The sequence below is a fragment of the Streptococcus sp. FSL L8-0526 genome, assembly GCF_038007145.1.
Classification (GTDB): domain Bacteria; phylum Bacillota; class Bacilli; order Lactobacillales; family Streptococcaceae; genus Streptococcus; species Streptococcus thermophilus.
In genome coordinates, this window is record NZ_JBBOWP010000001.1 from 234,200 (window position 1) to 259,063 (window position 24,864).

Below are 24,864 nucleotides of genomic sequence, written 5' to 3' on the forward strand. Positions count from 1 at the left end.
AAGCGATTTTGATAGCTATTCTAGTAATTCATACCCCATAAGTTGCTATTTGCTTACCCCAAAAGTTAGCAAAAAGGAAAGCAAAAAATACCCTTTAGGGTATCAATCAATTTACGAGTTCAGCAGGCAAGAAACTAGCACCAGTAAGGTGCTTTTTTAGTTGTCCTCGCCTAGCTCCTTTATTATATGGCTCTATAATTTCTGTAGTGGGTAAAACTACTGTAGATATTATAGAGCTTTTTGAGTGTACACAAAAAAGTCCCATAAGAACTATAATCAAAAGCGACGAAACTACCATTAGGAAGAACTTATGAGACCTATTAAGAATACCACAGAATTAATCGGAGTTAAAGGCCAAAATATCATTATTTTTTTGCCTTTTTTTCATCTGTTATTTTTTGAAAACAACTTTTTAACCTTTTTAATTGCTCCCAATTTACGATAAGAAAACAAACAGACAAAGAAATATCAAACAAACATCTTTTGTAAAAAGCCTTTTTTCTGTTCCTTGAGTAAATCCAACTTACGTTGATGAAGAGTGATAGTCTTGTCGAGTTGTTTGAAGAAAGTGCCGATTTTTTGCTGTTCTTCCATATTTCCCGTAAACCACACATCTTGGTTTTTCAAAATTGTAAAATGACGCTTATATCCTTGTGGCTTAGGTTTATAACGTTCTAGAGTTGTATAAAGGTAATCACCTTCAAAATTATCTGCGCTTAAAATTTTCACGCCATCAGTAGCAACAAAGAATGGTCTTTTAGGCTTATATAATGAAACTGTATGGTCCCCAAACAGAGTTATATCTTTGTAATTGGTAAAAGGTTTACCATCAGAATATCCAACAATTGGCTTATCACCTTGTTGAATAACTTCGTACTCACCATTCTCTGAAATATCAGCCAAGTACGAACGAAACGAGTGTGTTTTTAGAATATCTTTGAACTTACGCTCTTCCCAATCGTCAGCAAACCCCGCAAATCGCAATTCAGGAACTTTTGCACCATTTTTAGGGAACATCTTTTGTAAAAAGCCTTTTTTCTGTTCTTTCAACAAATCTAACTTACGTTGATGAAGAGCGATAGTATCGTCTAACTGTTTAAAGAATAAACCGATTTTTTGTTGTTCTAAAATGTTACTTGGAAATTTAATTTTTAAGTCACCAAACTCATTAAAACTTATAGATTTTCCATCCCTAATTCCAAAAGTAACTGTCTTTAAAGATTCAATAAACTGAAATCTTTTAAATTGAATTCTCCAAAATAAATTATTTTGTTCTTCTGGGTACTTAGGAACAAAAATTGTATACGCTGGGCTAGTGATACCCAGTTTATCTGATAATTCAAATCCACCTTGAAATGAACGAAGGCTAATAACAAAATCATTTGGTTCAATTACTTTATAATTCTTTAATGTTGAAACATCATATTTAATATCTATTCCCACTTCACCTCTATAAACAACACCAGATGTTTGAGTAACAGATAATACTGGTAGATTAGGTTCTCCTTTTCGAACCTTAGCTTTAAAAATTTCTTTTGACTTACGCTCTTCCCAATCATCCGTGAATCCTTTAAATCGCAATTCTGGACTCTTTTTACTCATCATGCCCACCTCCCAAAAGAAGACGCATCGATTCAATCAAGGCTTTATTCTCTTCACTTTCTGAAAAATCGTCAATCAAAGATAAGAGCGTTTGTTCTTGTTGAACTAATTCTTCATTGATCTTAAGGAGATTGGTATTCACCTCAACCAAATCAACCGGTCCTTCTTCCTCAAAGGTATCGACATAACGAGGGATATTTAAGTTAAAGTCATTTTCTTGGATCTCATCAAAACTTGCAACATGAGCATATCTTTCAATATCTTCTCGTTTTTTGTAGGTAGAAACAATTTTATCAATATGTTCATCCAACAGGACATTTTTATTTTTTTGTTTTTCAAAATCTTGAGAAGCATCGATAAACAAGACATCACGACGAGAACGGTTTTTCTTCAAAATAATAACCGCTGTCGGAATACTCGTTCCAAAAAAGATATTGGCCGGCAAGCCAATGACTGCATCAATAGCTCCCATCTCTAAAAGGGCCTGACGTATGGTTCCTTCTGCGCCTCCTCTAAAGAGAACGCCATGAGGCAGGACAATCCCCATTGTTCCCGATTCTTTCAAATGGTAAAAACCGTGAAGGAGAAAGGCAAAGTCCGCTTTAGATTTAGGCGCTAATTTCCCAAAACGTTCAAAGCGAGGATCAGAGAGAAACTTATCTGACGCTGACCATTTCGCAGAATAAGGAGGGTTCATGACCACAGAATCAAACTGATAAGGCTCTTCTGACGGCCAATCAGCGTCTAAAGTGTCCCCGTTATTCAGGTTCATGCGTTCTTTATCTACTCCATGAAGGATTAAGTTCATACGTGCTAAGTTAAAGGTCGTCGTATTTAGCTCTTGGCCATGATAATGGACTTGATTTGGATGGATGAGATAGCGACGGATATTAAGCATCAAAGAACCCGAACCCATCGCAGGATCGTAAATATGAAAAGGCGCTCGAGATTCTTGTCCGATCGACGTAATTTCTGACATGATGCGTGAAACAGCTTGAGGGGTATAAAACTCTCCTGCTTTTTTACCTGCACCTGCCGCAAACATCCCGATTAAATATTCATAAGCGTCCCCAATCACATCGCCATTGTGTTCAAATAAATCAATCTCATCTAAGGCACGTAAAACCTCAGTAATCGTCACATTACGTTGTTGTGCATTTGAGCCTAATTTTGTGGAGTTTAAATCAATATCCGCAAACAATCCACTGAATTCTTCTCCTTGACGTTCCAACTCATTAAAACCTGCTTGTAAGTCTGTCAAGTTAAATTCATAGTTATCAGCTTTGATGCGGTAGTGATAAAACAATCGATCGGGTTGGATAAAGTAACCTATTCTGGGTTGGATATTTTCGACTAAATCGTCTTTGTCTTCTTTGTACCACTCCATGAACCCTGCATACAGAGTGGAGCGTTCTGGGAAGGTATCTGTTTTTCCATTTTCTTGTTCATAAACTTCTCTAAGCTGCTTATCAGACAAGTACTTATAGAAAATTAATCCTAGTAAGTAGTTTTTGTACTCACTTGCATCCATCTTCCCACGTAAGATATCCGCAGAAGCCCATAGTTGTTGGTTTAAACTTGTCGCCATTATGATTCTTCCTTCCATCTTTGAAGTTTTTCAAAGTTTTGTTGTAGTCGTTCTTCTAAAACTTTTGTTCTTCTTCTATATTTTTCACCCGTTTTGGCTTCGAACTCTTCTTTACTAAGAGTCATCGAATCCAGTAAATGGGTTAAATAAGGGATCGTTTTCTTATCGCTTTGATATTCGTTCATTGCATACTGTAAAATGTCGAAGGATAATCCAAATTCTTCAGCTTCTTTTTGAAGTTGTCTTTGAATTTCATTTTGAATCGAAGTCTCTTTTAATTGAGCCACATCAATCTCTTCAGTAGTATTGACGAGTTGATCTTTCAAGGTGTGATACATCTTTTGGATTTGAGGATCCTTTTGTTGGATTTCTTTTTCAAATTTTTCAACGGCCCCTGCTTCGTTTAATTGGATCGCTTTCAAAAGTTGATTAATATAAAAACTATCCACGACGTCTTTATGTGTCGCATTGAGCTGCGAAGAAAAAGCAATCTCTTGTAAAAGCTTCTCAAAGTCCTCCTCAGGATGCTCCTCATCCTCGATCATTTCTTTAATCTTTGTTTTAATATTTTCCGTTTTTCCTTGATATTGTGGCAACTGCTCCACTACTTCTGAAAATTCTTCAAAGTCCTCTTCGTATTGATCATAGCTTCGGAGCGCTTTATAACTCTTTTCTAGCTTTTGATAAGCACTCACTTGCGCAATCATCGTTTTAAGATCATTGGGATTATCTGATAGGTCAGCTTCGCTTTGTTTATAAAGTATTAAACATTCGATAAATTCTTTTTTGACTTCTTCATATTCTTTTGGAATCAGTTGATCAAAGTTTTGCTTTTCATTTGAGAATAGACGAAACGTGTTTCGCACATTTTCTCTCATGGTGAAGGGCTTTCTAAAAGAGACAATCAACCCAGAATCTTTTCCTGGATAAATACGGTTGGTTCTTGAGAACGCTTGAAGGAGCTTTTGATAGTTCATTTCTCGATCAATATATAAGGTTTGAATGGTTGGAGAATCAAAGCCTGTCAATAAACGATCGACAACAATAACAAAATCTAGCCACTGACCATCCGATTGATATTGCTTTTCCTTACGGGCCAACCGTTTATTAATATTTTGATTGTAGAGTTCCTCATCTTTATAAGGAGAAGCATCAAATTGTTTCGCATACTCTTTCATGATCTCTACTAATTCATCGTCTTGTTCATTTTTTTCTAATTGATCCGGATTGGTTGAGAAAGTAATAGCTACTCTTGGGAAATCTTTATCAATCAGTTGATGACGTTCATCAAATTGTCGCCCATTCAAGAGTGTCCCATTATCTTTCATTTCCTTTAAAATCCGGTAAATATGTTTGGCTTGGGCAATCGAGTGAGTGGTAAGAATGGCTGACATCGTAGGAAAACCATTCTTTACCTTGAACTTTTTGACCACACTTCTCCGATTAAAGATTTTTTGTAACATGGTACGAATATGTTCATCTGTTTCATAAAGTTCCGTAGGCAATAATTTTTCTTGTTGGAGGGCATCGTCTGGCAACTTTCCTTTATTGAGTTGGGTGACAATCACCTCCTGATCCTCTTCTGAAATCAGTGAATGATATTCGATTTGAAAGCCTAACACAGCCCCATCATCCATGGCATTTTTGATTGTATAGGAGTGTAGGAGTGGCCCGTATTGCTGGCTCGTCGTTCTGGCAAAGGTTCCATTTTCTTGCTTTTTATTTTCTTCAAAAATAGGTGTCCCCGTTAATCCAAACCAGGTTGAATTGGGTAATATTTTCTTAATTCGCTTCATTTCCTCATCACTAACCGCACGATGAGCCTCATCAACAATAAAAACAATATGTTCTTTCCGTAGCTTCTCAAATTGATTGGAGCCTTTTTCTTCACTCTCTTGTTGGGCGCTTCGCATAGCTGCAGAGAGTTTTTGAATCGTGGTCACTAAAATCGTATTATTATTTTTTGATGAAAGGAGGTTTTGAGCCAACTGTTTTTGATTTTTGATACCAACAATCAAAGTATTGGCTACCGAATTTCCGGTCGTTTGTCCGGTATGGTATTCCGAGGCAAACTTCGTAAACTCATCCTGCGTTTGAGCATCTAAGTCTTTTCTATCAACAACCATAACCGTACGATCGACACCGATCGCATTTTGAGCTAATAATTTCGTTGCGACAAAACTGGTAATAGTCTTTCCTGAACCTGTCGCATGCCAAATGAATCCTCCTTCATGCTGTGCCGCTTTTTGACGAATCTTACGAATAGCATGAATTTGGTAAGGCCTTAAAACCATGAGGAATTTTTGATTTTTTTGATCATCGACGAGAATGGTATATTGGCTAATCAATTCATGGGCATCGGGTATCCGCAAAACTGTACGAGTAAAATCAAACAAATCGGAAACCGTTTGATTGTCTTCAGTCCGCCAATTAAATAAAAACTTCTTCATCCGAGCATAGGCTTCAGCGGTATCTTCACTAGGTCTTGCAAAGTATCGGGTATCGACTTTATTTGAAATCACCATGATTTGAGTAGTTGCGTAAATCCCTTTAAAAAATCCATCTTCTGCATAACGCTGAATTTGATAATAAGCTTGCATGAAACCGTCTTTAGCGGACTCTTTTTTGAGCTCAATATGAATGATTGGGAGCCCATTAATCAGCAAGCTCACATCTCCACGATCTACTCTAGAGGAATCTGGGACCACTTGGTTCACTACCTCATAAGAAGAAGTTCCTCCTGAGATGTCCTTATTTCTAAAGGCTTCTAAAGTCACTTTTTTCCCATCTTCTCGCTCTAATAAAATTTGAGCCACCCCGTTTTCTCCTCTAAGCCATTGAGAAGCTAAAAAAGGCGTTCCGGTCAAACGTGAAAACTCGACTTTAACTTGATTAAATTCTTTGTCCGTTAATAGTTGCTCTCCCAATACTGCTAAATTTATTCGGTTCAAATGGCTTCTAAAGTTTTGCCAAAGTGCTTCTTCCGACTTCAAGTCCGGACGATAAGTCCACTGATTTTCTTTCTCACTTAAGATTTGTATTAACTGGTTTTCAATCATTTGTTCCGAATGACTCATTTGATCCCCCTCATTTCCATAGTCCCCACCATTCCCTTGGTTTTTCTTGTTCTTCTATCCTTTTTTGATCTTTGATTTGTTCCTGCAAATTTTCCAACTTCTCTTTAAGAGCGTTCACTTCATCTTTTAAGTAGTTCTGAATGAATATTGACTACTCGTATGATTTTTTCTATATATGTCTTACTAACGCCTAGCCTAACTCGTCCGCTAGTTCCTTTATTATATCCGATACCTTTTCTAAGCTCAATATTTCGCGTGGCTCAACTCGTTCACCGTCTAAAACGTAGTCATGGATCTTACCATTCTTTCGGACAATCTGGACAGTATCACCTTTAATAAAACCGTTGTCCATAGCCTCTTTAAATTCATCATAGGTTAGTATTATATTATCTCTTTTTATATACTATCAAGAACATATCAATACGCTCTACCTTTTGTGTATTTTCTAAAAAAACGGAACGATTTTGCGCCAAGTCTCCCTCGTGACTGCTCCCAAATAGTTCGGCGGGTCGCTGGGTAAATGCCCTTTGTTCTGCCGATAGTAAGGATTTTTAACCAAGCAACTTCACCCCCTAATCCGTACCCCATGACACCCTATAAAAAACCGGAAAAAGTTGCGCGTGATGTAAGACGACACCTTGTCGTGGCTCTCCAGACGGCAATATAGGGGGCGGGGGTACAATTTAAAAATAGTCCGAGTATTGTCGGGCTATTCTTTGTTTGGGGCGTGCTACGGGCTTATTAGAGGTGTTTTAGTTTGTCTCTTTTGGGCTACCGTCTGGGTTAAGATAGCCTTGTTGAATACCCCATTCAATTTGGCCATCATGCCATCGTTGACGTGCCTCATTCTCAGCTTGCTCACGCGCAACTTCGGGTGAGTCTGCAGGTACGCCACCATAACCCGGTATGTATCCATACTGTTCTTGAGCTTGTTTTAACGTGTCTTGTGGTGGTGTTACTCCGTCATCTTGTGTGATAGGTGCTTGCTCGATTTGTGTTGGTTGTTCCTGCGTTTGAGACGTTTCGCTAGGTGCTTGCTCGATTTGTGTTGGTTGTTCCTGCGTTTGAGACGTTTCGCTAGGTGTTTCTTTAGACGAACTTGACGTACTATGGTTTGATACCTTTGTAACTGTCGTAGATTTGTGTTTTACTTCCTTTGTTTTCTTACTTGGTTTCGTGGTTACGATAGCAACAACAATTACAAGGATAGCTAATGGCAATATATACCACTTATATTTCTTAATGATACCCATATCTTTACCTTTTTATACTTGGTTTTTATGCCTCATTATAGCCTAACTATTCCATTTATTCAATCCATTATCAAAAATATTGCTTTACTAATAACATTCCGCTATTTTCTACTATCTATCAATGGCATTTATTCCCACATTTTCCCATAATTAGGGCGTTTTATATCAACTTTTTTCAACAATTTAAAAGCACTCAGATAACCCAAGCGCTTTATTATCTATGCTTCACTGCAACCTTTAGAATAGCTCTCAAAGCTATCACAAACACGGTTGAATGGCTCAGATAGGTTACTATCTGATACATAATCAATAAGCATTGTATAGGCGTTATTAGCCTCGTTCTTGCTGATTGTGATATCTATTGTCGGTTGTTTATACGTTCCGACCATATAACCAAGGATAGCAGTAGATGTTACGTTAGCATGGTCAACAGTTTCAAACTCATGTCTGAAAGTGAATGCCCTAGCGTTGTCTGTATGTTTCTTAAGTGTCATGATGTTTCTCCTTTACTTAATCAGCATAAGTTACAAAGACACTCTCCTTTAGGCTTTGCACACTTACAACGTTTTTATCAATCATAAAGTCATTGATACGAGTTTCAAACTCTACGTCATTTTCAATTCTAAACTTTTCAAAACCAAGTTTTTCATGTATTCCGTCTGATGCGTGTTCTCTTTTAAATAGTTTAATTTTCATTGTTTCTGATATCCTTTTTTAAAAAAATAGCGATTTGTTCCATTGTTATTCCTCTTTGTTCCATTGTTGGGAACACACACGAGGCCAGTAGTAGCAAGGGTTTAAGGGGATGTTGTTCCCTGTTCTATTCTTTTTTATATTCTCTTATATATAGTTATTATATATATTTTATATATTAAAAACATTATAAATAGGGGAACAAAGGAACAGAATAGGCCTAATCCCTTATGTATCAAGCGTTTAGGGGTGTTCCCTTGTTGTGCAAACTATGGAACAACAATGGAACAAGGGAACATTATTTTTCTTTGACGATTGAGCGTTGTGCATTACTTAGCTTTCTTTTATCAAATCCATTAGGGTCTAATACTTGAATATCGCCAGCCTTTACCCTCGCTTTTTTAACAACATAGTTATTTGGGGTTAAGTTTCGTAGTTTTCTAGCGATTTCTTTACCTGCTCCGTATAGATTAGGCTTCTGTATTCCCATATCTTCGGCGTACTCTCCTAGGCGTTTCGTGGCTAGAAAGACTGGTACAACGTCTAACTCATGCCAACCTTTAGGAATATATTCGTTTTTTAGAAAATCAAGTAAGTAATCATTATCTTCTTGATATTCCTCTAACAAGTCCTTAACTACCTTAGGCTCAATAAAATGAGTGAAAGGCTCTTGATTAACAGTTTTATATAGAACATATTCTAAAACGTCTTTATCTGCTAGGAACTCGTTTTTTATCCAAGGCTTTTCGGTTTGATCATTAAAGTCAGCATTAAACGGTACAATCATAATCCGTCTATACCATCCTTTGGTTTTATTCCCACCGTTAGGAATATAGTTACCCGAAAAGATATTGAATAGCTTAAATGTCGCTTCAAAGGCTGGTCTCCCTTTTGGGTTAACCAGTACAGTGTCACCGCTAGTAATACTCATTAGGTCAGATGGGTTTTTTAAGTAGTCGTTAGGTGCTTCGTCACCAATGTTACACACCTTACCTACAAGCGTCTCAAGATTAAACTTGTCGCTAAACTGTGCAGGTTTTAAAGCTGACACGTTACTTTCACCGATTAGGTTAATAAGCAAGCGCTGAAACGTTCCCTTACCGTTATTACCGTCACCGTAGAAGATAGCGAACTTGTTACGTGTATAATTTGGATTAATAGCCTCTTGGATAATTTGCCAAAAGAGTGTTACAAGCTCACTATCACCACAAGCAATAGAATTTAACCAATCATCAAACATGTTACCCTCTCTATCCTTAGGAATAGACTTAGGTGGCTTATAAGCAGTGGCTATTTTACTAGTGATAACATACTTAGGATTAAATGGCAGTAACTCCTTGTTCTTCAAATCTAAAATACCATTCTGCACTGGTACTAAGTTAGCACTTTCTAGCGGTCTGCTTATCTTCGTCATGGTACGTACCATCATTTTTATTTGTTTCCAGTCGTTCGGCTTTATTCTATTATCAAACGTCTTACACAAAACATTGAACTCGTCCGCGCTAGCGGTATAAATACCCTCGTCTAGGTCATACATATAAAGCAAACTATTGTCAGGGGTGTTAGACTTGGTAATAAATGTAAAAGTCACAATCTTACTTAATTCCTTAGCAACCGTATAAATAGGTGGCAGTGGAGTTTTAACACCCAAACCATTCTTTTTTTAGGGTCAAGTTCTTTATGTTCCTCGCACCATAATTCCCCCGCTTGATAGATACGTTCCATTAACTCATTCATAGACTTAGGTGGCTCAATAGCATTACTTTCATCTAGTTTTTCTTGCAAATCATCAATGTTAATTTCCATTGACACCTCTCTTTCTGATTTCAGCTTTCACAATACTTTCAAAAGTTCTCGCTAGTTCCTCGACTGGTAAAGGATTATTAGTAACGCTATTTGCTATGGTTGTTAGCTCATAGGCAGTGGCTACGTCTGCATTAACCCACTTTGATAGTAATAGCCCCACAAACCTAGTTACCGCAATATTACGTCCACCCTCGTCACCAAAGCCATGTAATAGGGTGTCAAGCACGCGCATGGTAATTGTTTTATTACCGCTTTGTCGTGGTGTGTGATAGTGTGGTTTCTGACTAGCTGTAACCGTATTTGCTACGGGATAGTCACGCCCTCTATTTACAATCTTTTCATAGTCAGCAGGGTCTCCAGTGGTTACTAGTAACCCTTGTAACTGCGACCATGTTAGGCTTGTACTGTCGAAAGGTAGCCCGATTTTGTCCGCTATCTCTTGGACAGTCTGCCTATAAGTCTGTTCTGTCATTGTGTCACTAGGTTTTACCACAAGCCTATAACGTGGCTTTTCTTTGGTGTGCTTAATAGTTGGGTAAATGATGTAAGAATAGCCATGTAAGGCGTTATTTACAACGCTAGGAAAGTCTGTGCTAGCCTCTAGCTCGTCATAGTCTAAGAAAATCAAATCACGGTAAATTAAACTAGCATTATTGCGCTTGTAGTTGCCATTCTCGTCTTGTTTCACCATGCCAGCAATACAATAGAGGGCTGAATTACGCTTAAAATCGTCAATTTTTACACCTTTGGGAACTGTCCTAGGTCTAAATTCTGCGATATAGTCAAAGGGTGCTTTTTTATCGGATAAATTTAAGTCATTACCGAAGCCCTTACTTTCATAAATAGGCATACTTACACCCTCCTTCTAGTTATAGATGCCCAGAAAAGCTAGAATATCACTGACACGGTAATAGACTTTGCGCGTGTCTTCCACTGGTGGCTGATAGCGTTTAAGCCCTGCCTCTTCCCAACGTCTTAGGGTGTTGTATTTAAGTCCTAGTTCGTCCATAGCTTGCTGGGCAGTGATTAGCCCTAACTGGTGTTTATCGAGCTTAGAATAGCCCTCTAGGGCTTTATCTAGTACCGATATAACCCCTTGGGCGAGCTCCTTTTGGTATTCTTCGCTTAATACTTGCATATTAGCCCCTTTCTAGTATTTTCTTGTAGTTAGTCACGTCCTCGATAGACATTAGAACGTCTAACCTTTTTTGCTCGTTCTTAACTTGTTTTTTTAGAGATACAAGCCCTTCTAATAGTTCTTCTCTGGTTTCTGCTATATAGTACCCATTACGGGTACCAACCCTAGCGCCAATGATAGGAACACCATAGTGAATAATTAGGTTACTAATTGCACTGGATATTAGACGAGTGTTGTAACCCGTGATAGTGGCTAGCTCTCCACCAGTCGTAGTATTATCATTCCCTTTCTTTAGGAGAGCTAAAACCGCCATTTCAACCTCTTGCGGTCTATTTCTTTTCATTCACACCTCTTTCTTGGCTACTTACCATAATTTGCCCATTCATCCACATATCAGTGGCGTTCATTAAAAATTCAAACACACTTTCTAACTTCTTGCGGTCTTGTGGTGGGTAACAATCAAATTTATTTTCAAGGGAAAAAGCCACCATAGTGTTATAAGCCTCTTCGAGTTCTAAGCCAAAGCTTTTAGCTCTTTCGGCTGGTAAGTTAAATTTTTCGGTCATGATGTTCCTCTTTCTAGTTATAATACTTGCCTTGTGATTGAATATAAGCTCCGTAGCGTGTGCCTACGTTGCGCGCGGTGTTATCTGTCACGGGCTCTATATCAAGCTGAAAATAGCTTTTTTTAAGCCATAAAACAGTTACGGCAAGCGATAAAATAATAGCTAGGATAATAAACTGGCTAGCAGATAAATTTAATTCAGTAGTCATGGCTTACTCTCCTTTTTCCTCTGCCTCGTATGCTTTTAATTCCTCTGGGTTGTCGCATTCGAGTAGGTAAAAAGCAACCCTATCTAACTCGTTAGAATAAATTTCAACCATATCAAAGACTTTTTCTAGAAAGTTATCTGTTTCATAGCGCAGTAGTCCATTATCTGCTCCAGCGTGTTTCGCAAGCATAAGAGTGTTAGCGTAGTTGCGTAGTGCTTGCAAACCAGTTTTAACGTCCGTCAATTTAAAACCTAGCTCATTGCTTTGTTTAACTGTGATTGTGTTTTTCTTCATCATTTTCTTTACCTCAATCGTTTTCTTTAATCGCTATTTTTAAGAGGTAGCGCTCTAAGTAGGGGTATGCGATACCAGCAATTCATGGTATAATTGAGGTATCTCTGATTATCAAAACTAAAAACCTTATTACGGCTTGCCTGCTGTAATTTATTTTTTAGTAATTGTCGGAAAAAAGCCTCGGTAGTTTGGACGCTCTCGTAGGCTTTTTTTGTTGCTCTTAATAATCTTCTGCTAGCCATTCCATGACTTTTTGATAAACCGTAGGGCGTACCTCTGCACCATTTCGAATTTTTCGATATGTAAACTGAGATATCCCAATATTTTCGCTTGTTTGCTTCGATGTTAAATTTTCATCGGCTTGCTTTCTCCGAATCGCTTTTGCTTGTTTGCTCGTAATCAACAATTATTCTCACCTCCTGCGCCATAAATTGGCGGTTTTGTAATTTTATAATATTCCACTTTTCGTCGTATGTCAACTAAAAAATATTAAAAATAAACAAAAAGTTCCACTTTTTGACGTTTTATGTTAAACTGTTTTTATGAAAGGTAAATTATGAATAGAATAAAAGAGCTAAGAAAAAGTAAAAACGGGGGAATGACTCAACAAGAGTTAGCTGAGGCAGTGAACATTCCTAAACGTACAATACAACGCCTTGAAAATAGTGAAAGCCAAATCAAACTCGAGAAAGCCCAACAATTAGCAGACTTCTTCGGAGTTAGTGTTGGTTATTTGCTTGGTTACATTGATGAAGAACAAGAAAAGCAAATAACTAAAACAAAAAAAGCTGTTATCAAAGAAATTCAAGATCTTTCCGATTACGCCAAAGACAATGATATTGCAAAGCAAATAGATAGCATTATCCAAAATGAGGGACTGGGGGAGTTTTATGATAACTTAAAAAAAGTATTTTTTCAGATTGAAAGTAAAGAAGAATATTCTGACGCTGAAAAAGAAGCGCTAGAGCGACTAGACCATGAAATTTTAGCGCTTATTGATATGCTGTTTGAGAAACGTTTGCTTATCCAAAAACTAAGGAGAGACTAATTTGGGTTATCTTTCTCTTACTTCACTCGAACTTCATTCTTTATCAGCTCGCTATTTAATTGTTCGCTCACTATTCGATTAAGTTCTAACTGATATAACACTATCTCTTAAACATTCAACCAATCTAAAAACCTTATTACGGCTTGCCTGCTGATGTTTAGAAAGGTTTATCATGAAAATTAACGAGATAAAGAAAGAAGACGGCTCAACCGTCTATCGTGCTAATATATATCTTGGTGTTGATGTAATCACTGGAAAGAAAGTTACAACCAAAGTAACCGCTAGGACAAAGAAAGAACTCAAGACCAAAGCCCAACAAGCGCAATTTGATTTCAAAGCCAATGGCTCAACACGTTACAAAGAAGTAGCGATAGAAACATACGAGGAATTAGCTATTTCATGGTGGGATAGCTATAAAAATACAGTTAAAGCCAATACAAGGAACACACAAAAAGGGCTCTTAAATAACCATGTTTTACCATTGTTTGGTGAGTTTAAACTGGATAAGCTGACAACCCCACTCATTCAGTCCACTATGAATAAGCTGGCAAACAGTGCAAATACTGGTGAGGCTGGCGCTTATCTTCATTACAGTAAAATTCACACCCTTAACAAACGTATATTATAGTATGGAGTGATTTTACAAGTTATTCCCACTAACCCAGCTAATAATGTTGTTTTACCTCGAAACACTCAAAAAGATAAGAAAGCCAAAGTTAAGCATTTCAACAATGACGAGCTAAAACAATTTCTTACCTACCTTGATAGTTTAGACAACTCTAAATATAAAAATTATTATGACATTACGCTATACAAGTTCTTACTTGCCACTGGTTGCCGTGTTAACGAGGCTTTGACTCTCTCATGGTCTGATATTGACCTTGATAATTCGGTTGTCCATATAACAAAGACTTTAAACTGTGAACTGGAGTTAAATAGTCCAAAGTCAAAATCTGGTTATCGAGATATCGACATAGATAAGCAAACCGTAACCATGATGAAAAGATACCAACACAAGCAAACTCAAGAATCTTGGAAACTAGGTAGGACTGAAACAGTGGTTTTCTCTGATTTCATCAATGCCTACCCAAATTATAAATCATTAGCGGGAAGACTTAAGTCGCATTTTAAACGCGCTGGGGTAAATAACATAGGTTTCCACGGCTTTCGACATACTCATGCTAGTTTATTCCTTAATTCGGGTATTCCTTATAAGGAGTTGCAACACCGCCTAGGACATTCTACTCTTTCAATGACTATGGACACTTACAGTCACTTATCAAAAGAGAACGCTAAAAAAGCGACGTCATTTTATGAGCAAGCACTAAAATCTATCTAAAAGTAAGCAAAAAGGTAAGCAAATTTAAATTAGAATATGAGTTAGCAGTTACAGACCCTTTATTTTCAAAGGGTGTGCTTATTCTAACCGATAACAGGGGTATTTTTTCATGAAATACTTCTCAAGAGATACTTTCTTGTCTCTACCCTATTAACTAAAATAATGGTAAAATAGATTTGAATGACAAGATTTGAAATGGAGTACCTATGAATACTAAAGAACTCATTGCAGCAGAAATTGCTAAAGTTGTTCCTGAGTTGGAACAAGAAAACATTCAAAATCTGCTTGAAACCCCTAAAAATGCTGACATGGGAGACATAGCCTTTCCTGCCTTTTCATTGGCAAAAGTCTTGCGCAAGGCTCCTCAAATGATTGCAGCAGACATCGCTGAAAAAATTGATGCCTCAAACTTTGAAAAGGTTGAAGCTATTGGTCCTTATATTAACATCTTCCTCGATAAATCAAAAATCTCAGCGGACGTTCTTGGACAAGTCATCGCTCAAGGTAGCCACTACGCTGACCAAAACATCGGTAACGGCCGTAACATTGCCTTTGATATGTCTAGTCCTAACATCGCTAAACCTTTCTCTATCGGTCACTTGCGTTCAACGGTTATCGCTGATGCTCTTGCCAACATCGTGGCTAAACAAGGTTACAAACCAGTCCGCATTAATCACTTGGGTGACTGGGGTAAACAATTTGGTATGCTGATTGTTGCCTATAAGAAATGGGGTAGCGAGGAAGCTGTCAAAGCCAATCCCATCAATGAACTCCTTCAACTTTATGTGCGTATCAATGCCGGAGCTGAAAAAGACCCATCTGTAGACGAAGAAGCTCGTGAATGGTTCCGTAAATTGGAAGCTGATGATGAGGAAGCAACTGCCCTCTGGCAATGGTTCCGTGACGAAAGCTTAGTGGAATTCAACCGTCTCTACGATGAACTCGGTGTTTCATTTGATAGCTACAATGGTGAAGCTTTCTACAATGATAAGATGGATGAAGTCGTAGACATTTTGACAGAGAAAGGACTTCTCCAAGAATCCCAAGGTGCCCAAGTGGTTAACCTTGAAAAATACGGTATCGAACACCCAGCCCTCATCAAAAAATCAGATGGTGCAACACTCTACATCACACGTGACTTAGCTGCTGCCCTCTACCGTAAACGTACTTATGATTTTGCCAAAGCCATCTATGTAGTTGGTAATGAACAATCTGCCCACTTCAAACAGTTGAAAGCTGTTCTTAAAGCAATGGGCTACAACTGGTCTGACGACATGACTCACGTTGCCTTTGGTCTTGTAACTAAGAACGGTAAGAAATTGTCGACTCGTAAAGGTAACGTTATCCTGCTTGAGCCAACTATCGCTGAGGCTATTAACCGTGCCCAAGCTCAAATCGAAGCTAAGAATCCAAACTTACCTAACAAGGAAGCTGTTGCTCACGCTGTTGGTGTTGGAGCTATCAAGTTCTATGACCTTAAAACAGACCGCATGAATGGTTATGACTTTGATCTTGATGCTATGGTATCTTTCGAAGGGGAAACTGGACCTTACGTTCAATATGCACACGCTCGTATCCAATCTATCTTGCGCAAGGCTGAATTCACGCCATCTGCAGATGCTACATACAGCTTAAACGACGTTGAAAGCTGGGAAATCATCAAACTCTTACAAGACTTCCCACGTATCATCAACCGTGCATCAGACAACTTTGAACCATCTATCGTTGCTAAATTTGCTATCAGCTTGGCTCAAGCCTTTAACAAATACTATGCGCACACACGTATCTTGGACGAAAGCCCAGAACGTGACAGCCGTTTGGCTCTTTGCTACGCAACAGCAACAGTCCTCAAAGAAGCCCTTCGCCTTCTCGGTGTTGAAGCTCCAGACGAAATGTAATCTATACTTAAAACGCCTAAGGGCGTTTTTTTTTAGTAACCAAAAAAAGAACCCAACACATCATGTTGAGCTCTTTTGGAGATTATGAAAAAGAAAAGTTCGTTGTTCTACAAAAAGTGTAAGCCAACGAGACTTACTGAACAGTATTCAGTAAAAGTTATTTAGGAGATTTACAGTATAACCCCCCTACCTTAAAGAAACCTTAAATCGCAGCACAAAAAAAACTGAGGGATTTTCACAGCAGTCCAAAGACCACTGAAAAGATACGATTGTACAGGCTTCCCAACCTAATCTTCAAAGGTGACCACTTGTCCAATAGAATCTTTATATAACTATATCATCTTTTTCTAGAAGGGTTTTCAAGTGTTTTCTTAAAATATCCTAATAAAACATCAAAAAGAAGAAAAAAGCCTAGATTGCTAGACTTTCTTCGGGGAAATTTGTTATGAAAAAATTATGTTCACCTCTAGCTCACAAAAGCTAGCTGCTTTATTAGGATGGTTATAATATATCTTAATGAACTTAAAGGTTACTTAAAATATTATTCTCTTTCATCACTTTTTAAAACGATAAGCAAAATAAGTAATAGTAAGCACCCATTAGGAATATCCATATCTAAAAACCAAGAAGGAACTTTGATACTTCCTAAATCATTCATAATCCGGATGATATTATAAGCAAGGATTACTATTAAGAGACTAAGTTCCGGCAAACAGTTAAATCGTCCTTTTAAGAATGATAAACTCCTCCTTCCTGACAGTTTTCTTGCGATGACCCTATTGTAAAGCAAAAAAGAGAACAAAAATAGTGACATAGATATCACCATAAAAAAGCAGGGCGGTCCTGCTTTTTCTTGTTCATATAAATCAGTCACCCAAACCGATGCGTTCGAAGATTTCATCAACACGTTTAGTATAATAAACTGGGTTGAAGATTTCGTCGATTTCTTCTTGAGTGAGGCGAGAAGTTACCTCTGGGTCTGCTTCAAAAAGTGATTTAAAGTCTACTTGGTTATCCCATGATTGAGCTGTCTTAGGTTGAACAAGGTCGTAAGCTTGTTCACGCGTCATGCCTTTTTCAATCAAGGTAAGCATAGCACGTTGACTGAAGATAAGACCAAATGTGGAGTTCATGTTGCGGATCATGTTTTCTGGAAAGACTGTCAAGTTCTTAACGATGTTTCCAAAACGGTTAAGCATGTAGTCAATCAAGATGGTTGTGTCTGGTGCGATGATACGCTCAGCTGATGAGTGAGAGATATCGCGTTCGTGCCAAAGGGCTATGTTTTCATAAGCTGTTACCATGTGACCACGGATGACACGTGCAAGACCTGTCATGTTTTCAGAACCAATAGGGTTACGTTTGTGAGGCATTGCTGAAGATCCTTTTTGACCTTTAGCAAAGAACTCTTCCACTTCACGTTGTTCAGATTTTTGAAGACCACGAATTTCAGTTGCCATACGCTCGATAGAAGTTGCGATGCTGGCCAGAACTGCAAAGTACTCAGCGTGAAGGTCACGAGGAAGCACCTGTGTAGAGATTTCTTGAGCACGGATACCAAGCTTGTCGCAGACATACTTTTCAACAAATGGTGGGATGTTGGCAAAGTTACCAACCGCACCAGAAATCTTACCAGCTTCCACACCAGCAGCCGCATGCTCGAAACGCTCGATATTACGCTTCATTTCGCTGTACCAAGTCGCTAATTTGAGACCAAAAGTTGTAGGCTCAGCGTGCACACCATGCGTACGACCCATCATGATCGTATACTTGTGTTCCTTCGCTTTGTCAGCGATGATATTAAGGAAGTTTTCAAGATCCTTGCGGATAATATCGTTGGCTTGTTTGTAGAGGTAACCATAGGCAGTATCTACCACGTCGGTAGAAGTCAAACCATAGTGAACCCACTTACGCTCTTCGCCAAGAGTTTCAGAAACCGCACGTGTGAAAGCAACCACATCGTGACGAGTTTGCTGCTCAATTTCTAAAATACGGTCGATGTCAAAGTCCGCCTTTTCACGAATCAAAGCCACTTCTTCCTTGGGGATTTCCCCCAACTCAGCCCATGCTTCGTCAGCCAAGATTTCCACCTCAAGCCAAGCACGGTATTTATTTTCTTCAGTCCAAATGTTCGCCATTTCTGGGCGAGAGTAACGTTCGATCATGTTATTGTTTCTCCTTCAAATTATCTAAAAAATGCAAATATCAAAAATAAAACTAGAAATACAGCCGTAGCAACTGCCCACTTCAGTCTTTCTTCTTTAGAGGTCTAAGATTTTTCAGCAGAAGTTAGTAAAGTCGTCAAATCAGTATCGTTAGAAATCTGTGCTTTTTGCCCACCTTCTAGTATTAAATTGTCGAACAAGACGCCATCCAAATGGTCATCCCGCATCTTGGCCTCCAGCAGTTGGAAAAGCTAGAATATAAACGTAGTCTCCTGCCCACTCCTCTACCTCTTTTCGAGTATCCCAGAAATTACAGAAGAAAACAAGGGTACCTTTGACATTATTTTTTCGCAAGATTTCCACAGCTTCTTTGACAAAGCCATGACTCACACTCAGAAAAATAAAATCGTATTCTGAATGAGCTTTCGCCACATGTACCTCATAGGTGTCATGTTTGTTTTCACCCTTGGAATGATAGCGACCATCTAGCAGGTCAACCGAGAGAGATTTTTGAGCATTGTCTCGCTTACTCCCTCAATACATGTTCTACTTGGTGGCCAGCTTTTTGAAAGGCGTAGCATAAGTCATTCCAATGACTTCGAGTCCTAGAATTGCTATTTTTATCTAAAAATCAATTCCTTTCCCAAACTCAACCACATTATCTGGCTCATTACTAAACAAAGTCACATGACCCATCTTTCGGTTGTGCTTCGCTTCTAGTTTACCATACATGTGGAGGTGGGCGCTTGGATTTTCTGTGACATAACGCTCAGCTGCTTCGACGTGTTGGCCGAGGATGTTGAGCATAACAGCAGGTTCATGGAGGTTGATTGCTGGAAGTGGTGCTCCGAGAACGCCCAAGATATGTGTGTCAAATTGTGAAAAGTCGCAGGCTTCGATTGAGTAGTGCCCTGAATTGTGTGGGCGTGGCGCAATTTCGTTGACAATGATGTCATCAGCTGTCGCAAACATTTCTACACAAAGGGTACCAGAGAGGTTAAGTTGCTCAGCAATCTTCACAGCAATAGCTTTAGCTCTGTCTGCTAGTCTATCAGAAATACGAGCTGGAACGATAGTCTTAGAGAGGATGTTGTTGCGGTGGATATTTTCCTGAACTGGGAAAACCGTCACATCCTTGCCGTTACCAGACACGATAACCGAAATTTCAAGGTCGAAGTTGACGAACTCTTCCAAGACACACTCAGCTGAGTTAGCAAGTGCATTTGCCTCTTCCAAATCTTCGGCTGATGTGATGACTTTTTGACCGTGGCCATCGTAACCACCTGTCGCAGTCTTGAGGACGTAATTTTTAGAAAGATCAATATCTTCCAAATCAAGGCTAGAGGTCACGACCTTGTAAGGTGCCACCGTTACTTGAGCCTTGTTTGAAAGGAAGTCCTTCTCAAAGATACGGTTTTGTGAAATGCGAAGCAGTTCTGTTCCTTGTGGAAGTTGTCCATCCTTGATGACAGCGTCAAGACCGTCAGCGTCGACATTCTCAAATTCATAAGTGAGAACATCACAGCGGTCCGCCAACTGACGAAGAGCATCTACATCATCGTAGGGTGCCGCGATAACCTCAGACACACGAGAAGATGGACAATCTGATGCAGGATCAAGGGTGATAACCTTGTGGCCCATATAGATAGCAGAAATGGCCATCATCTGACCAAGCTGGCCACCACCGATGATACCAATGGTTTTAGTTAAGCTCATTTGTAGACTCCTCTGCGATTTTTCCTTGTTCTTCAGCAAAGTTAGCAAGTGTCTCTGCAATAGCCTTGTCTTCTACCGAGAGAAGACGAAGGGCAAAGAGGGCTGCGTTGATCGCACCTGCTTCACCGATCGCCATAGTTGCGACTGGTACTCCACCTGGCATCTGAACGATGGAATAAAGTGAATCCACACCGCTAAGAGCACGAGATTTGACAGGCACGCCAATGACTGGAAGGGTAGTTTTAGCTGCTACCATCCCTGGCAAGTGAGCTGCACCACCCGCACCAGCGATGATGACCTTGATGCCACGGCTACGGGCTTCTTCGGCATGTTTGAACATGAGGTCCGGTGTACGGTGTGCAGAAACAACTTTCTTTTCGTAAACGACACCGAAGTTATTGAGGACTTCAGCGGCTTTTTGCATGGTTGCCCAGTCGGATTTTGAGCCCATGATGATGGAAATTACTGGTTTCATATTAAGATACAAAGGGACGATTCGCTTGCGAAAACTCCCGTAGAAAAATTGAGAAACTAATGACGACGTTACGTCTAGGCAGTTTTATCTTTTTTCCTAGGGATTTAGTCCCGTGTTCGGTTAGGAAAACTAACTGAACATTCCCTTTCTTATATTATTTCTTTTTTTGATAATGGTCTTAGGTGGTGGGGACGGAAGCAAACCTTCGGTTTCATCCCTAAACTTTTAGCCTAGGGTCTCAAAGTTCCCCCGACCAGAACAGGATCTGTTCTGGTCTTTTCACCACGGTAACCATTATCTTAGTTTGGCTCGCTTTCGCTCGCCTTTTACAACCTACGGTCACTTATTATTTGTTAGCCTTGCTACCGATATCTGTACGGTAGAACAAGCCTTCTGTGTTTTGGTTGTTGAGTTCGCTGTAGATGATATTTTGACCATCTTTAACGGTGTCTGCTGTTGTGACCAGCATGTAGACACGTCCGCCGTTTGAAAGGAGGTCTTGGCTATTTTCAGCGAATTTAGCACCTGCATAGTAAGTGATGATGTTGCCCTCTGTCTTGGCTGGAAGCTTGACGCCTTTCTCATAAGCGAGTGGGTAACCGTTTGATGCTACAACCACACCAAGTGTCACACCCTTATCGGTCCAAGTGATTGCTGGCTTTTTGCCATCCAAAATGTCAGTGATATTTTGCGCAAAATCAGATGTCAAACGAGGCAAGATGATTTGCGTTTCAGGATCACCAAAGCGAGAGTTGAACTCGATGACTTTAGGGCCGTCAGCTGTCAAGATAAGACCAGCGTAAAGGATACCAGTGTAGGGACGACCTTCTTTGATCATGCCTTCAAGAACCGGCTTGACAATAGTGTCAACCGCTGTGTCAACCACGCTCTGTGGCAAGTGAGGAACTGGCGCATAGGCACCCATCCCACCAGTGTTAGGTCCCTTGTCACCATCATAAGCACGTTTGTGGTCTTGAGCCGTTGGCATAATGTAGAACTTGTCCCCATTGACAAATGCAAAGAGAGAGAACTCTTCCCCGTCCAGGAATTCCTCGATGACCACACGCGCACCTGAGTCACCGAATTTATTGTCCAAAAGCATCTCGTGAGTGGCTTCTACTGCTTGCTCAACTGTTTCAGCAACGACGACACCTTTACCTAGAGCCAAACCGTCTGCCTTGACGACGATTGGAGCGCCTTTTTCCTCAATATAGGCTTTAGCTTCCTCGAAATCTGAAAATGTGCCATAGGCTGCTGTTGGAACATCATATTTGACCATGATTTCCTTAGCAAAATCCTTAGACCACTCAAGTTCAGCCGCAGCCTTGGTCGGACCAAAGGCTTTGAGTCCTGCCGCATTGAAATCATCCACGATACCAGCCGCAAGGGCATCGTCTGGACCGATAAAGGTCCAAGCAATATCGTTCGCTTTTGCGAAGTCAATAAGCTTAGAATGTTCGGAAATTCCGATATTGATCAAATCAAGACCGTCCAATGTCATCCCGTCATTACCAGGAGCCACGAAAACCTGCTCAACGTCCTTAGACTCCAATAATTTCTTGGCAATCGCATGTTCACGACCGCCAGAACCAACAACCAAAAGTTTCATTTGAAAGATACCTCAATATCAAATAAGACTAGGGGCAAATGCCCGTTAACGACCATCATTCGGAAAAATTAGTTATTTTCACGAATTATATGTAACTATTATAACATATTTGTTCGGAGATATGGGTGTGTAGCCAAATTTGAACATAAAAAAGGCGACCACTTGGACCGCCTCTTAGGAGATTATGAAAATGAAAAAAGTTATTTAGGATTAATGATAGTATAGTCTAAATATCTTAAGAGAGACTTAAATTCAAAAATCATCTTCATTTTCCTGAAAAACTGCGAATAGGTAGGTGGAGGTTGAAATGAAGAAAAAATTACTCAATTATCTCATACTGCTAGCTTGTCTAGCGACTGTTTCGGTTTCGTGCAGCGGCTCTGCTCAGGCAGCTGTCCTCGGAGATGACTACCCTTTTTCTTGGAAATATGGTGGCTTCGGCGTGGACCCTTGGACTATGTACTGGCGTCAGTGTACTTCCTTTGCGGCCTACCGCCTTAGCAACACCAATGGATTCACCTTACCTATAGGTTATGGAAATGCCATCACTTGGGGTAATATCGCACGTGCGAATGGCCACCGTGTTGACATGAATCCTGCCGTAGGGAGCATCGCCTGGTTCTCAGCTGGTGTTAATGGAGCTGGTCACATGGGGCATGTCGCTTGGGTTGCAGAAGTACATGGTGATCAGGTAACTATTGAAGAATACAACTACGATGCGGGTCAGGGGCCTGAGAAATATCACAAACGTAGCTTCCATAAGAGTCAAGTGTCTGGATATATCCATTTTAAAGACCTCGAATCAGGAACTCAAAATAGAAATCTTACTAATTCTTCTATAAAAGTTGGCGATTCAGTCCGATTCACAGGTACCTTCCGTGTCACCTCTGTGTCAGGAAATACCATCACCAGCCAAGATTTAGCTGGAGGTACACCAACCAAACACAATATCGTTGACCCTAGCCCCGTTCTTGAAGTTGATGTACAAGGTAATCCAACATCAGACCAGTACCTCAATCCTGGTGAGACCTTTACTATTCCAGGTAACTTCAAAGTTCTTGCCATTGACCCACCTAGCGATGGCATCCTCGTCCAAATCGGAAATCTCAAGACTTGGGTAACCCAATCTGTCCTTGAAAAGATTTAAATTTATTGAACAATCGTGAGAACGGTTGTTTTTTAATACACTGAAAGAAAAAAACCAGCGGATGCTGAGCTCTTGTACTGACCCCAAAAAGTTAGACAATTAATTTACACAAAGGACTTAGTTCTGTATTGCACAGAAATGAGTCCTTTTAGTTTTACCTTGATTAGTTTGTTATTGTAATAATCAATATAGTCTACAATAGCTTGTTCCAATTGCTCAAGTGAGTGAAACGTCTTCTCGTAACCATAAAATATCTCAGACTTAAGAATACCAAAGAAGGATCCCATCATACCATTGTCTGGACTATTTCCCTTACGTGACATTGACGGTTGGGTCCCTTTATTCTCTAAAAATTGATGATAATACTGATGTTGGTATTGCCAACCTTGGTCACTAAGGTTATCTGCTTTCTTGCCAACTTCTCCTTGGTATGAAGAATACTTGCGTTTACGGCGAATTTGGGAACTTAAACCAAGGAGCTTCATCAGACGTTGGACCTTCTTCTGGTTCACTACAAAACCACGATTCCTCAATTCAAGAGTTATTCGACGATATCCGTAATTTCCCTTATGTTCATCATAAATGGCTTGTATTTCCACTTTGATAGATTGATTTTTATCTACTTGATTCAGTTGCTTTAAGTGGTAATAATAGGTTGAACGAGCAAGTTTGATAATGTTTAGAAGGATATCTAAAGGAAACTCTGTTACCAATCCTTGAACAATTTCTGTTTTTCTTCTTGCTCCTTTTCGTCCCTCAATCGGAGTTATCTCAACTTTTTTAGAATAGCATTCTCCGCTCTCAGGTACTCATTTTCTGCTTGAAGACGTTCTAACTCTGTCATCTCTTCGGGTTTCTTCTTTGGTTTACGCCCCATTTTAGGTACTCTCCCTCCTCTTTTCTCAAGAAGAGTATACCCATTTTTCTTATATTGTGCTATCCAATTAGGCAACATTCCACCACTTGAAAGACAATAATCAAGACTTACACTTTTTTGTGAACGACCTTCAAGTAGCACTTTATCAATCATTTCTTGTTTTAATTCTGGTGAATCGTAACAATGCTTACCTTTCTTGATAATTTCTATTCCGTAACGTTCAATCAATCTCGTCATATATCTTAATCCAGAAGCATCCACACCAAATCGTTTTGAAAGTTGGTTGAAGGTTTGACCTTGCTTTCTCAATTCATATATTTGAACTTTATCTTCATAAGTTAATTTCATAATAAAAACACCCCAAA

General features: G+C 39.4%; 22 protein-coding genes and 4 pseudogenes. 4 read left to right on the forward strand and 22 right to left on the reverse strand.

Going from position 1 to position 24,864, the window contains the following annotated elements:
• Positions 1-468: 468 nt before the first annotated feature.
• From NSQ85_RS01255 to NSQ85_RS01335, 15 genes and pseudogenes are all read right to left on the reverse strand, one after another.
• Positions 469-1,605, reverse strand: coding sequence for a restriction endonuclease subunit S (locus tag NSQ85_RS01255; protein WP_340780964.1), 1,137 nt, complete (start codon positions 1,603-1,605; stop codon positions 469-471).
• The gene (locus tag NSQ85_RS01260; protein ID WP_340780966.1) at positions 1,595-3,190 is read right to left on the reverse strand and encodes a type I restriction-modification system subunit M; all 1,596 of its coding nucleotides are present in this window, start codon (positions 3,188-3,190) and stop codon (positions 1,595-1,597) included. The genes NSQ85_RS01255 and NSQ85_RS01260 overlap by 11 nt, the downstream gene beginning before the upstream one ends.
• Positions 3,190-6,267, reverse strand: coding sequence for a type I restriction endonuclease subunit R (locus tag NSQ85_RS01265; RefSeq protein ID WP_340780967.1), 3,078 nt, complete (start codon positions 6,265-6,267; stop codon positions 3,190-3,192). Before NSQ85_RS01265 ends, NSQ85_RS01260 begins: the two co-directional genes overlap by 1 nt.
• Positions 6,268-6,457: 190 nt before the next feature.
• Positions 6,458-6,649 (reverse strand): competence regulator inhibitor paratox, encoded by a 192-nt coding sequence (locus NSQ85_RS01275; protein WP_340781522.1) that lies wholly within the window; start codon positions 6,647-6,649, stop codon positions 6,458-6,460.
• Positions 6,650-7,019: 370 nt separating this feature from the next.
• A complete protein-coding gene (locus tag NSQ85_RS01285; RefSeq protein ID WP_340780968.1) occupies positions 7,020-7,520 on the reverse strand; it encodes a hypothetical protein in 501 nt (166 codons plus the stop codon).
• Between the two features lie 218 nt (positions 7,521-7,738).
• Positions 7,739-8,014 (reverse strand): hypothetical protein, encoded by a 276-nt coding sequence (locus NSQ85_RS01290; protein WP_179974136.1) that lies wholly within the window; start codon positions 8,012-8,014, stop codon positions 7,739-7,741.
• Positions 8,015-8,030: 16 nt separating this feature from the next.
• On the reverse strand, positions 8,031-8,216 hold the full coding sequence (locus tag NSQ85_RS01295; protein ID WP_179974135.1) for a hypothetical protein: 186 nt from the start codon (positions 8,214-8,216) through the stop codon (positions 8,031-8,033).
• 295 nt (positions 8,217-8,511) lie between these two features.
• Positions 8,512-10,019: pseudogene (locus NSQ85_RS01300) on the reverse strand (DNA primase family protein).
• The gene (locus NSQ85_RS01305) at positions 10,009-10,869 is read right to left on the reverse strand and encodes a primase alpha helix C-terminal domain-containing protein (RefSeq protein ID WP_340780970.1); all 861 of its coding nucleotides are present in this window, start codon (positions 10,867-10,869) and stop codon (positions 10,009-10,011) included. Before NSQ85_RS01305 ends, NSQ85_RS01300 begins: the two are co-directional and overlap by 11 nt.
• Before the next feature lie 15 nt (positions 10,870-10,884).
• Positions 10,885-11,157: a MerR family transcriptional regulator gene (locus tag NSQ85_RS01310; protein WP_179974133.1), complete on the reverse strand. Its 273-nt coding sequence runs from the start codon at positions 11,155-11,157 to the stop codon at positions 10,885-10,887.
• Position 11,158: 1 nt separating this feature from the next.
• Positions 11,159-11,500 carry a hypothetical protein gene (locus tag NSQ85_RS01315; RefSeq protein ID WP_340780972.1) on the reverse strand — a complete coding sequence of 114 codons (342 nt, stop codon included), beginning with the start codon at positions 11,498-11,500 and terminating at the stop codon, positions 11,159-11,161.
• The gene (locus tag NSQ85_RS01320) at positions 11,487-11,723 is read right to left on the reverse strand and encodes a hypothetical protein (protein ID WP_023909301.1); all 237 of its coding nucleotides are present in this window, start codon (positions 11,721-11,723) and stop codon (positions 11,487-11,489) included. Before NSQ85_RS01320 ends, NSQ85_RS01315 begins: the two co-directional genes overlap by 14 nt.
• Positions 11,724-11,736: 13 nt before the next feature.
• Positions 11,737-11,931, reverse strand: coding sequence for a hypothetical protein (locus NSQ85_RS01325; protein WP_179974132.1), 195 nt, complete (start codon positions 11,929-11,931; stop codon positions 11,737-11,739).
• Positions 11,932-11,934: 3 nt separating this feature from the next.
• The gene (locus NSQ85_RS01330) at positions 11,935-12,228 is read right to left on the reverse strand and encodes a hypothetical protein (RefSeq protein WP_179974131.1); all 294 of its coding nucleotides are present in this window, start codon (positions 12,226-12,228) and stop codon (positions 11,935-11,937) included.
• 217 nt (positions 12,229-12,445) lie between these two features.
• A complete protein-coding gene (locus NSQ85_RS01335) occupies positions 12,446-12,631 on the reverse strand; it encodes a hypothetical protein (protein WP_084825695.1) in 186 nt (61 codons plus the stop codon).
• A gap of 150 nt (positions 12,632-12,781) precedes the next feature.
• Here NSQ85_RS01335 and NSQ85_RS01340 point away from each other — a divergent pair, with 150 nt between their 5' ends.
• From NSQ85_RS01340 to argS, 3 genes and pseudogenes are all read left to right on the forward strand, one after another.
• A complete protein-coding gene (locus tag NSQ85_RS01340; protein WP_084825694.1) occupies positions 12,782-13,273 on the forward strand; it encodes a helix-turn-helix domain-containing protein in 492 nt (163 codons plus the stop codon).
• Between the two features lie 172 nt (positions 13,274-13,445).
• A pseudogene (locus NSQ85_RS01345) lies at positions 13,446-14,612 on the forward strand (tyrosine-type recombinase/integrase).
• Positions 14,613-14,818: 206 nt separating this feature from the next.
• Complete coding sequence (gene argS / locus NSQ85_RS01350) at positions 14,819-16,510, forward strand: arginine--tRNA ligase (RefSeq protein WP_340780978.1); 1,692 nt, start codon at positions 14,819-14,821, stop codon at positions 16,508-16,510.
• Between the two features lie 541 nt (positions 16,511-17,051).
• Here argS and NSQ85_RS01355 read toward each other — a convergent pair.
• The 6 genes and pseudogenes from NSQ85_RS01355 to purD all read right to left on the reverse strand — a co-directional run bounded on the left by NSQ85_RS01355 (position 17,052) and on the right by purD (position 22,475).
• Positions 17,052-17,324 carry a hypothetical protein gene (locus tag NSQ85_RS01355; protein ID WP_179973734.1) on the reverse strand — a complete coding sequence of 91 codons (273 nt, stop codon included), beginning with the start codon at positions 17,322-17,324 and terminating at the stop codon, positions 17,052-17,054.
• Between the two features lie 52 nt (positions 17,325-17,376).
• The gene (purB, locus tag NSQ85_RS01360; RefSeq protein WP_179974126.1) at positions 17,377-18,675 is read right to left on the reverse strand and encodes an adenylosuccinate lyase; all 1,299 of its coding nucleotides are present in this window, start codon (positions 18,673-18,675) and stop codon (positions 17,377-17,379) included.
• Positions 18,676-18,788: 113 nt separating this feature from the next.
• Positions 18,789-19,299, reverse strand: a pseudogene (locus NSQ85_RS01365) (ketopantoate reductase family protein); the annotation flags it as partial.
• Positions 19,300-20,391 (reverse strand): 5-(carboxyamino)imidazole ribonucleotide synthase, encoded by a 1,092-nt coding sequence (gene purK, locus NSQ85_RS01370; protein ID WP_179974125.1) that lies wholly within the window; start codon positions 20,389-20,391, stop codon positions 19,300-19,302. It abuts the pseudogene before it with no gap.
• A complete protein-coding gene (purE, locus tag NSQ85_RS01375; RefSeq protein WP_179974124.1) occupies positions 20,378-20,866 on the reverse strand; it encodes a 5-(carboxyamino)imidazole ribonucleotide mutase in 489 nt (162 codons plus the stop codon). The genes purK and purE overlap by 14 nt, the downstream gene beginning before the upstream one ends.
• Positions 20,867-21,212: 346 nt before the next feature.
• Positions 21,213-22,475, reverse strand: coding sequence for a phosphoribosylamine--glycine ligase (gene purD, locus NSQ85_RS01380; RefSeq protein ID WP_179974123.1), 1,263 nt, complete (start codon positions 22,473-22,475; stop codon positions 21,213-21,215).
• A gap of 307 nt (positions 22,476-22,782) precedes the next feature.
• Here purD and NSQ85_RS01385 point away from each other — a divergent pair, with 307 nt between their 5' ends.
• Positions 22,783-23,622, forward strand: coding sequence for a CHAP domain-containing protein (locus NSQ85_RS01385; RefSeq protein ID WP_179974122.1), 840 nt, complete (start codon positions 22,783-22,785; stop codon positions 23,620-23,622).
• Between the two features lie 104 nt (positions 23,623-23,726).
• Here the strand turns inward: NSQ85_RS01385 and NSQ85_RS01390 are convergent.
• Positions 23,727-24,847: pseudogene (locus tag NSQ85_RS01390) on the reverse strand (IS3 family transposase).
• Positions 24,848-24,864 lie beyond the last annotated feature (17 nt).

Excerpts from the sequence above, each read along its gene's own strand:
- NSQ85_RS01310 (WP_179974133.1), bottom strand. The coding sequence starts at position 11,157 with ATGCAAGTATTAAGCGAAGAATACCAAAAGGAGCTCGCCCAAGGGGTT.
- NSQ85_RS01285 (WP_340780968.1), bottom strand. The coding sequence starts at position 7,520 with ATGGGTATCATTAAGAAATATAAGTGGTATATATTGCCATTAGCTATC.
- NSQ85_RS01305 (WP_340780970.1), bottom strand. The coding sequence starts at position 10,869 with ATGCCTATTTATGAAAGTAAGGGCTTCGGTAATGACTTAAATTTATCC.
- purK (WP_179974125.1), bottom strand. The coding sequence starts at position 20,391 with ATGAGCTTAACTAAAACCATTGGTATCATCGGTGGTGGCCAGCTTGGT.
- NSQ85_RS01340 (WP_084825694.1), top strand. The coding sequence starts at position 12,782 with ATGAATAGAATAAAAGAGCTAAGAAAAAGTAAAAACGGGGGAATGACT.
- NSQ85_RS01315 (WP_340780972.1), bottom strand. The coding sequence starts at position 11,500 with ATGAAAAGAAATAGACCGCAAGAGGTTGAAATGGCGGTTTTAGCTCTC.
- NSQ85_RS01325 (WP_179974132.1), bottom strand. The coding sequence starts at position 11,931 with ATGACTACTGAATTAAATTTATCTGCTAGCCAGTTTATTATCCTAGCT.
- purE (WP_179974124.1), bottom strand. The coding sequence starts at position 20,866 with ATGAAACCAGTAATTTCCATCATCATGGGCTCAAAATCCGACTGGGCA.
- purD (WP_179974123.1), bottom strand. The coding sequence starts at position 22,475 with ATGAAACTTTTGGTTGTTGGTTCTGGCGGTCGTGAACATGCGATTGCC.
- NSQ85_RS01290 (WP_179974136.1), bottom strand. The coding sequence starts at position 8,014 with ATGACACTTAAGAAACATACAGACAACGCTAGGGCATTCACTTTCAGA.
- NSQ85_RS01320 (WP_023909301.1), bottom strand. The coding sequence starts at position 11,723 with ATGACCGAAAAATTTAACTTACCAGCCGAAAGAGCTAAAAGCTTTGGC.
- NSQ85_RS01255 (WP_340780964.1), bottom strand. The coding sequence starts at position 1,605 with ATGATGAGTAAAAAGAGTCCAGAATTGCGATTTAAAGGATTCACGGAT.
- NSQ85_RS01260 (WP_340780966.1), bottom strand. The coding sequence starts at position 3,190 with ATGGCGACAAGTTTAAACCAACAACTATGGGCTTCTGCGGATATCTTA.
- purB (WP_179974126.1), bottom strand. The coding sequence starts at position 18,675 with ATGATCGAACGTTACTCTCGCCCAGAAATGGCGAACATTTGGACTGAA.
- NSQ85_RS01330 (WP_179974131.1), bottom strand. The coding sequence starts at position 12,228 with ATGATGAAGAAAAACACAATCACAGTTAAACAAAGCAATGAGCTAGGT.
- NSQ85_RS01295 (WP_179974135.1), bottom strand. The coding sequence starts at position 8,216 with ATGAAAATTAAACTATTTAAAAGAGAACACGCATCAGACGGAATACAT.
- NSQ85_RS01265 (WP_340780967.1), bottom strand. The coding sequence starts at position 6,267 with ATGAGTCATTCGGAACAAATGATTGAAAACCAGTTAATACAAATCTTA.
- argS (WP_340780978.1), top strand. The coding sequence starts at position 14,819 with ATGAATACTAAAGAACTCATTGCAGCAGAAATTGCTAAAGTTGTTCCT.
- NSQ85_RS01385 (WP_179974122.1), top strand. The coding sequence starts at position 22,783 with ATGAAGAAAAAATTACTCAATTATCTCATACTGCTAGCTTGTCTAGCG.
- NSQ85_RS01355 (WP_179973734.1), bottom strand. The coding sequence starts at position 17,324 with ATGTCACTATTTTTGTTCTCTTTTTTGCTTTACAATAGGGTCATCGCA.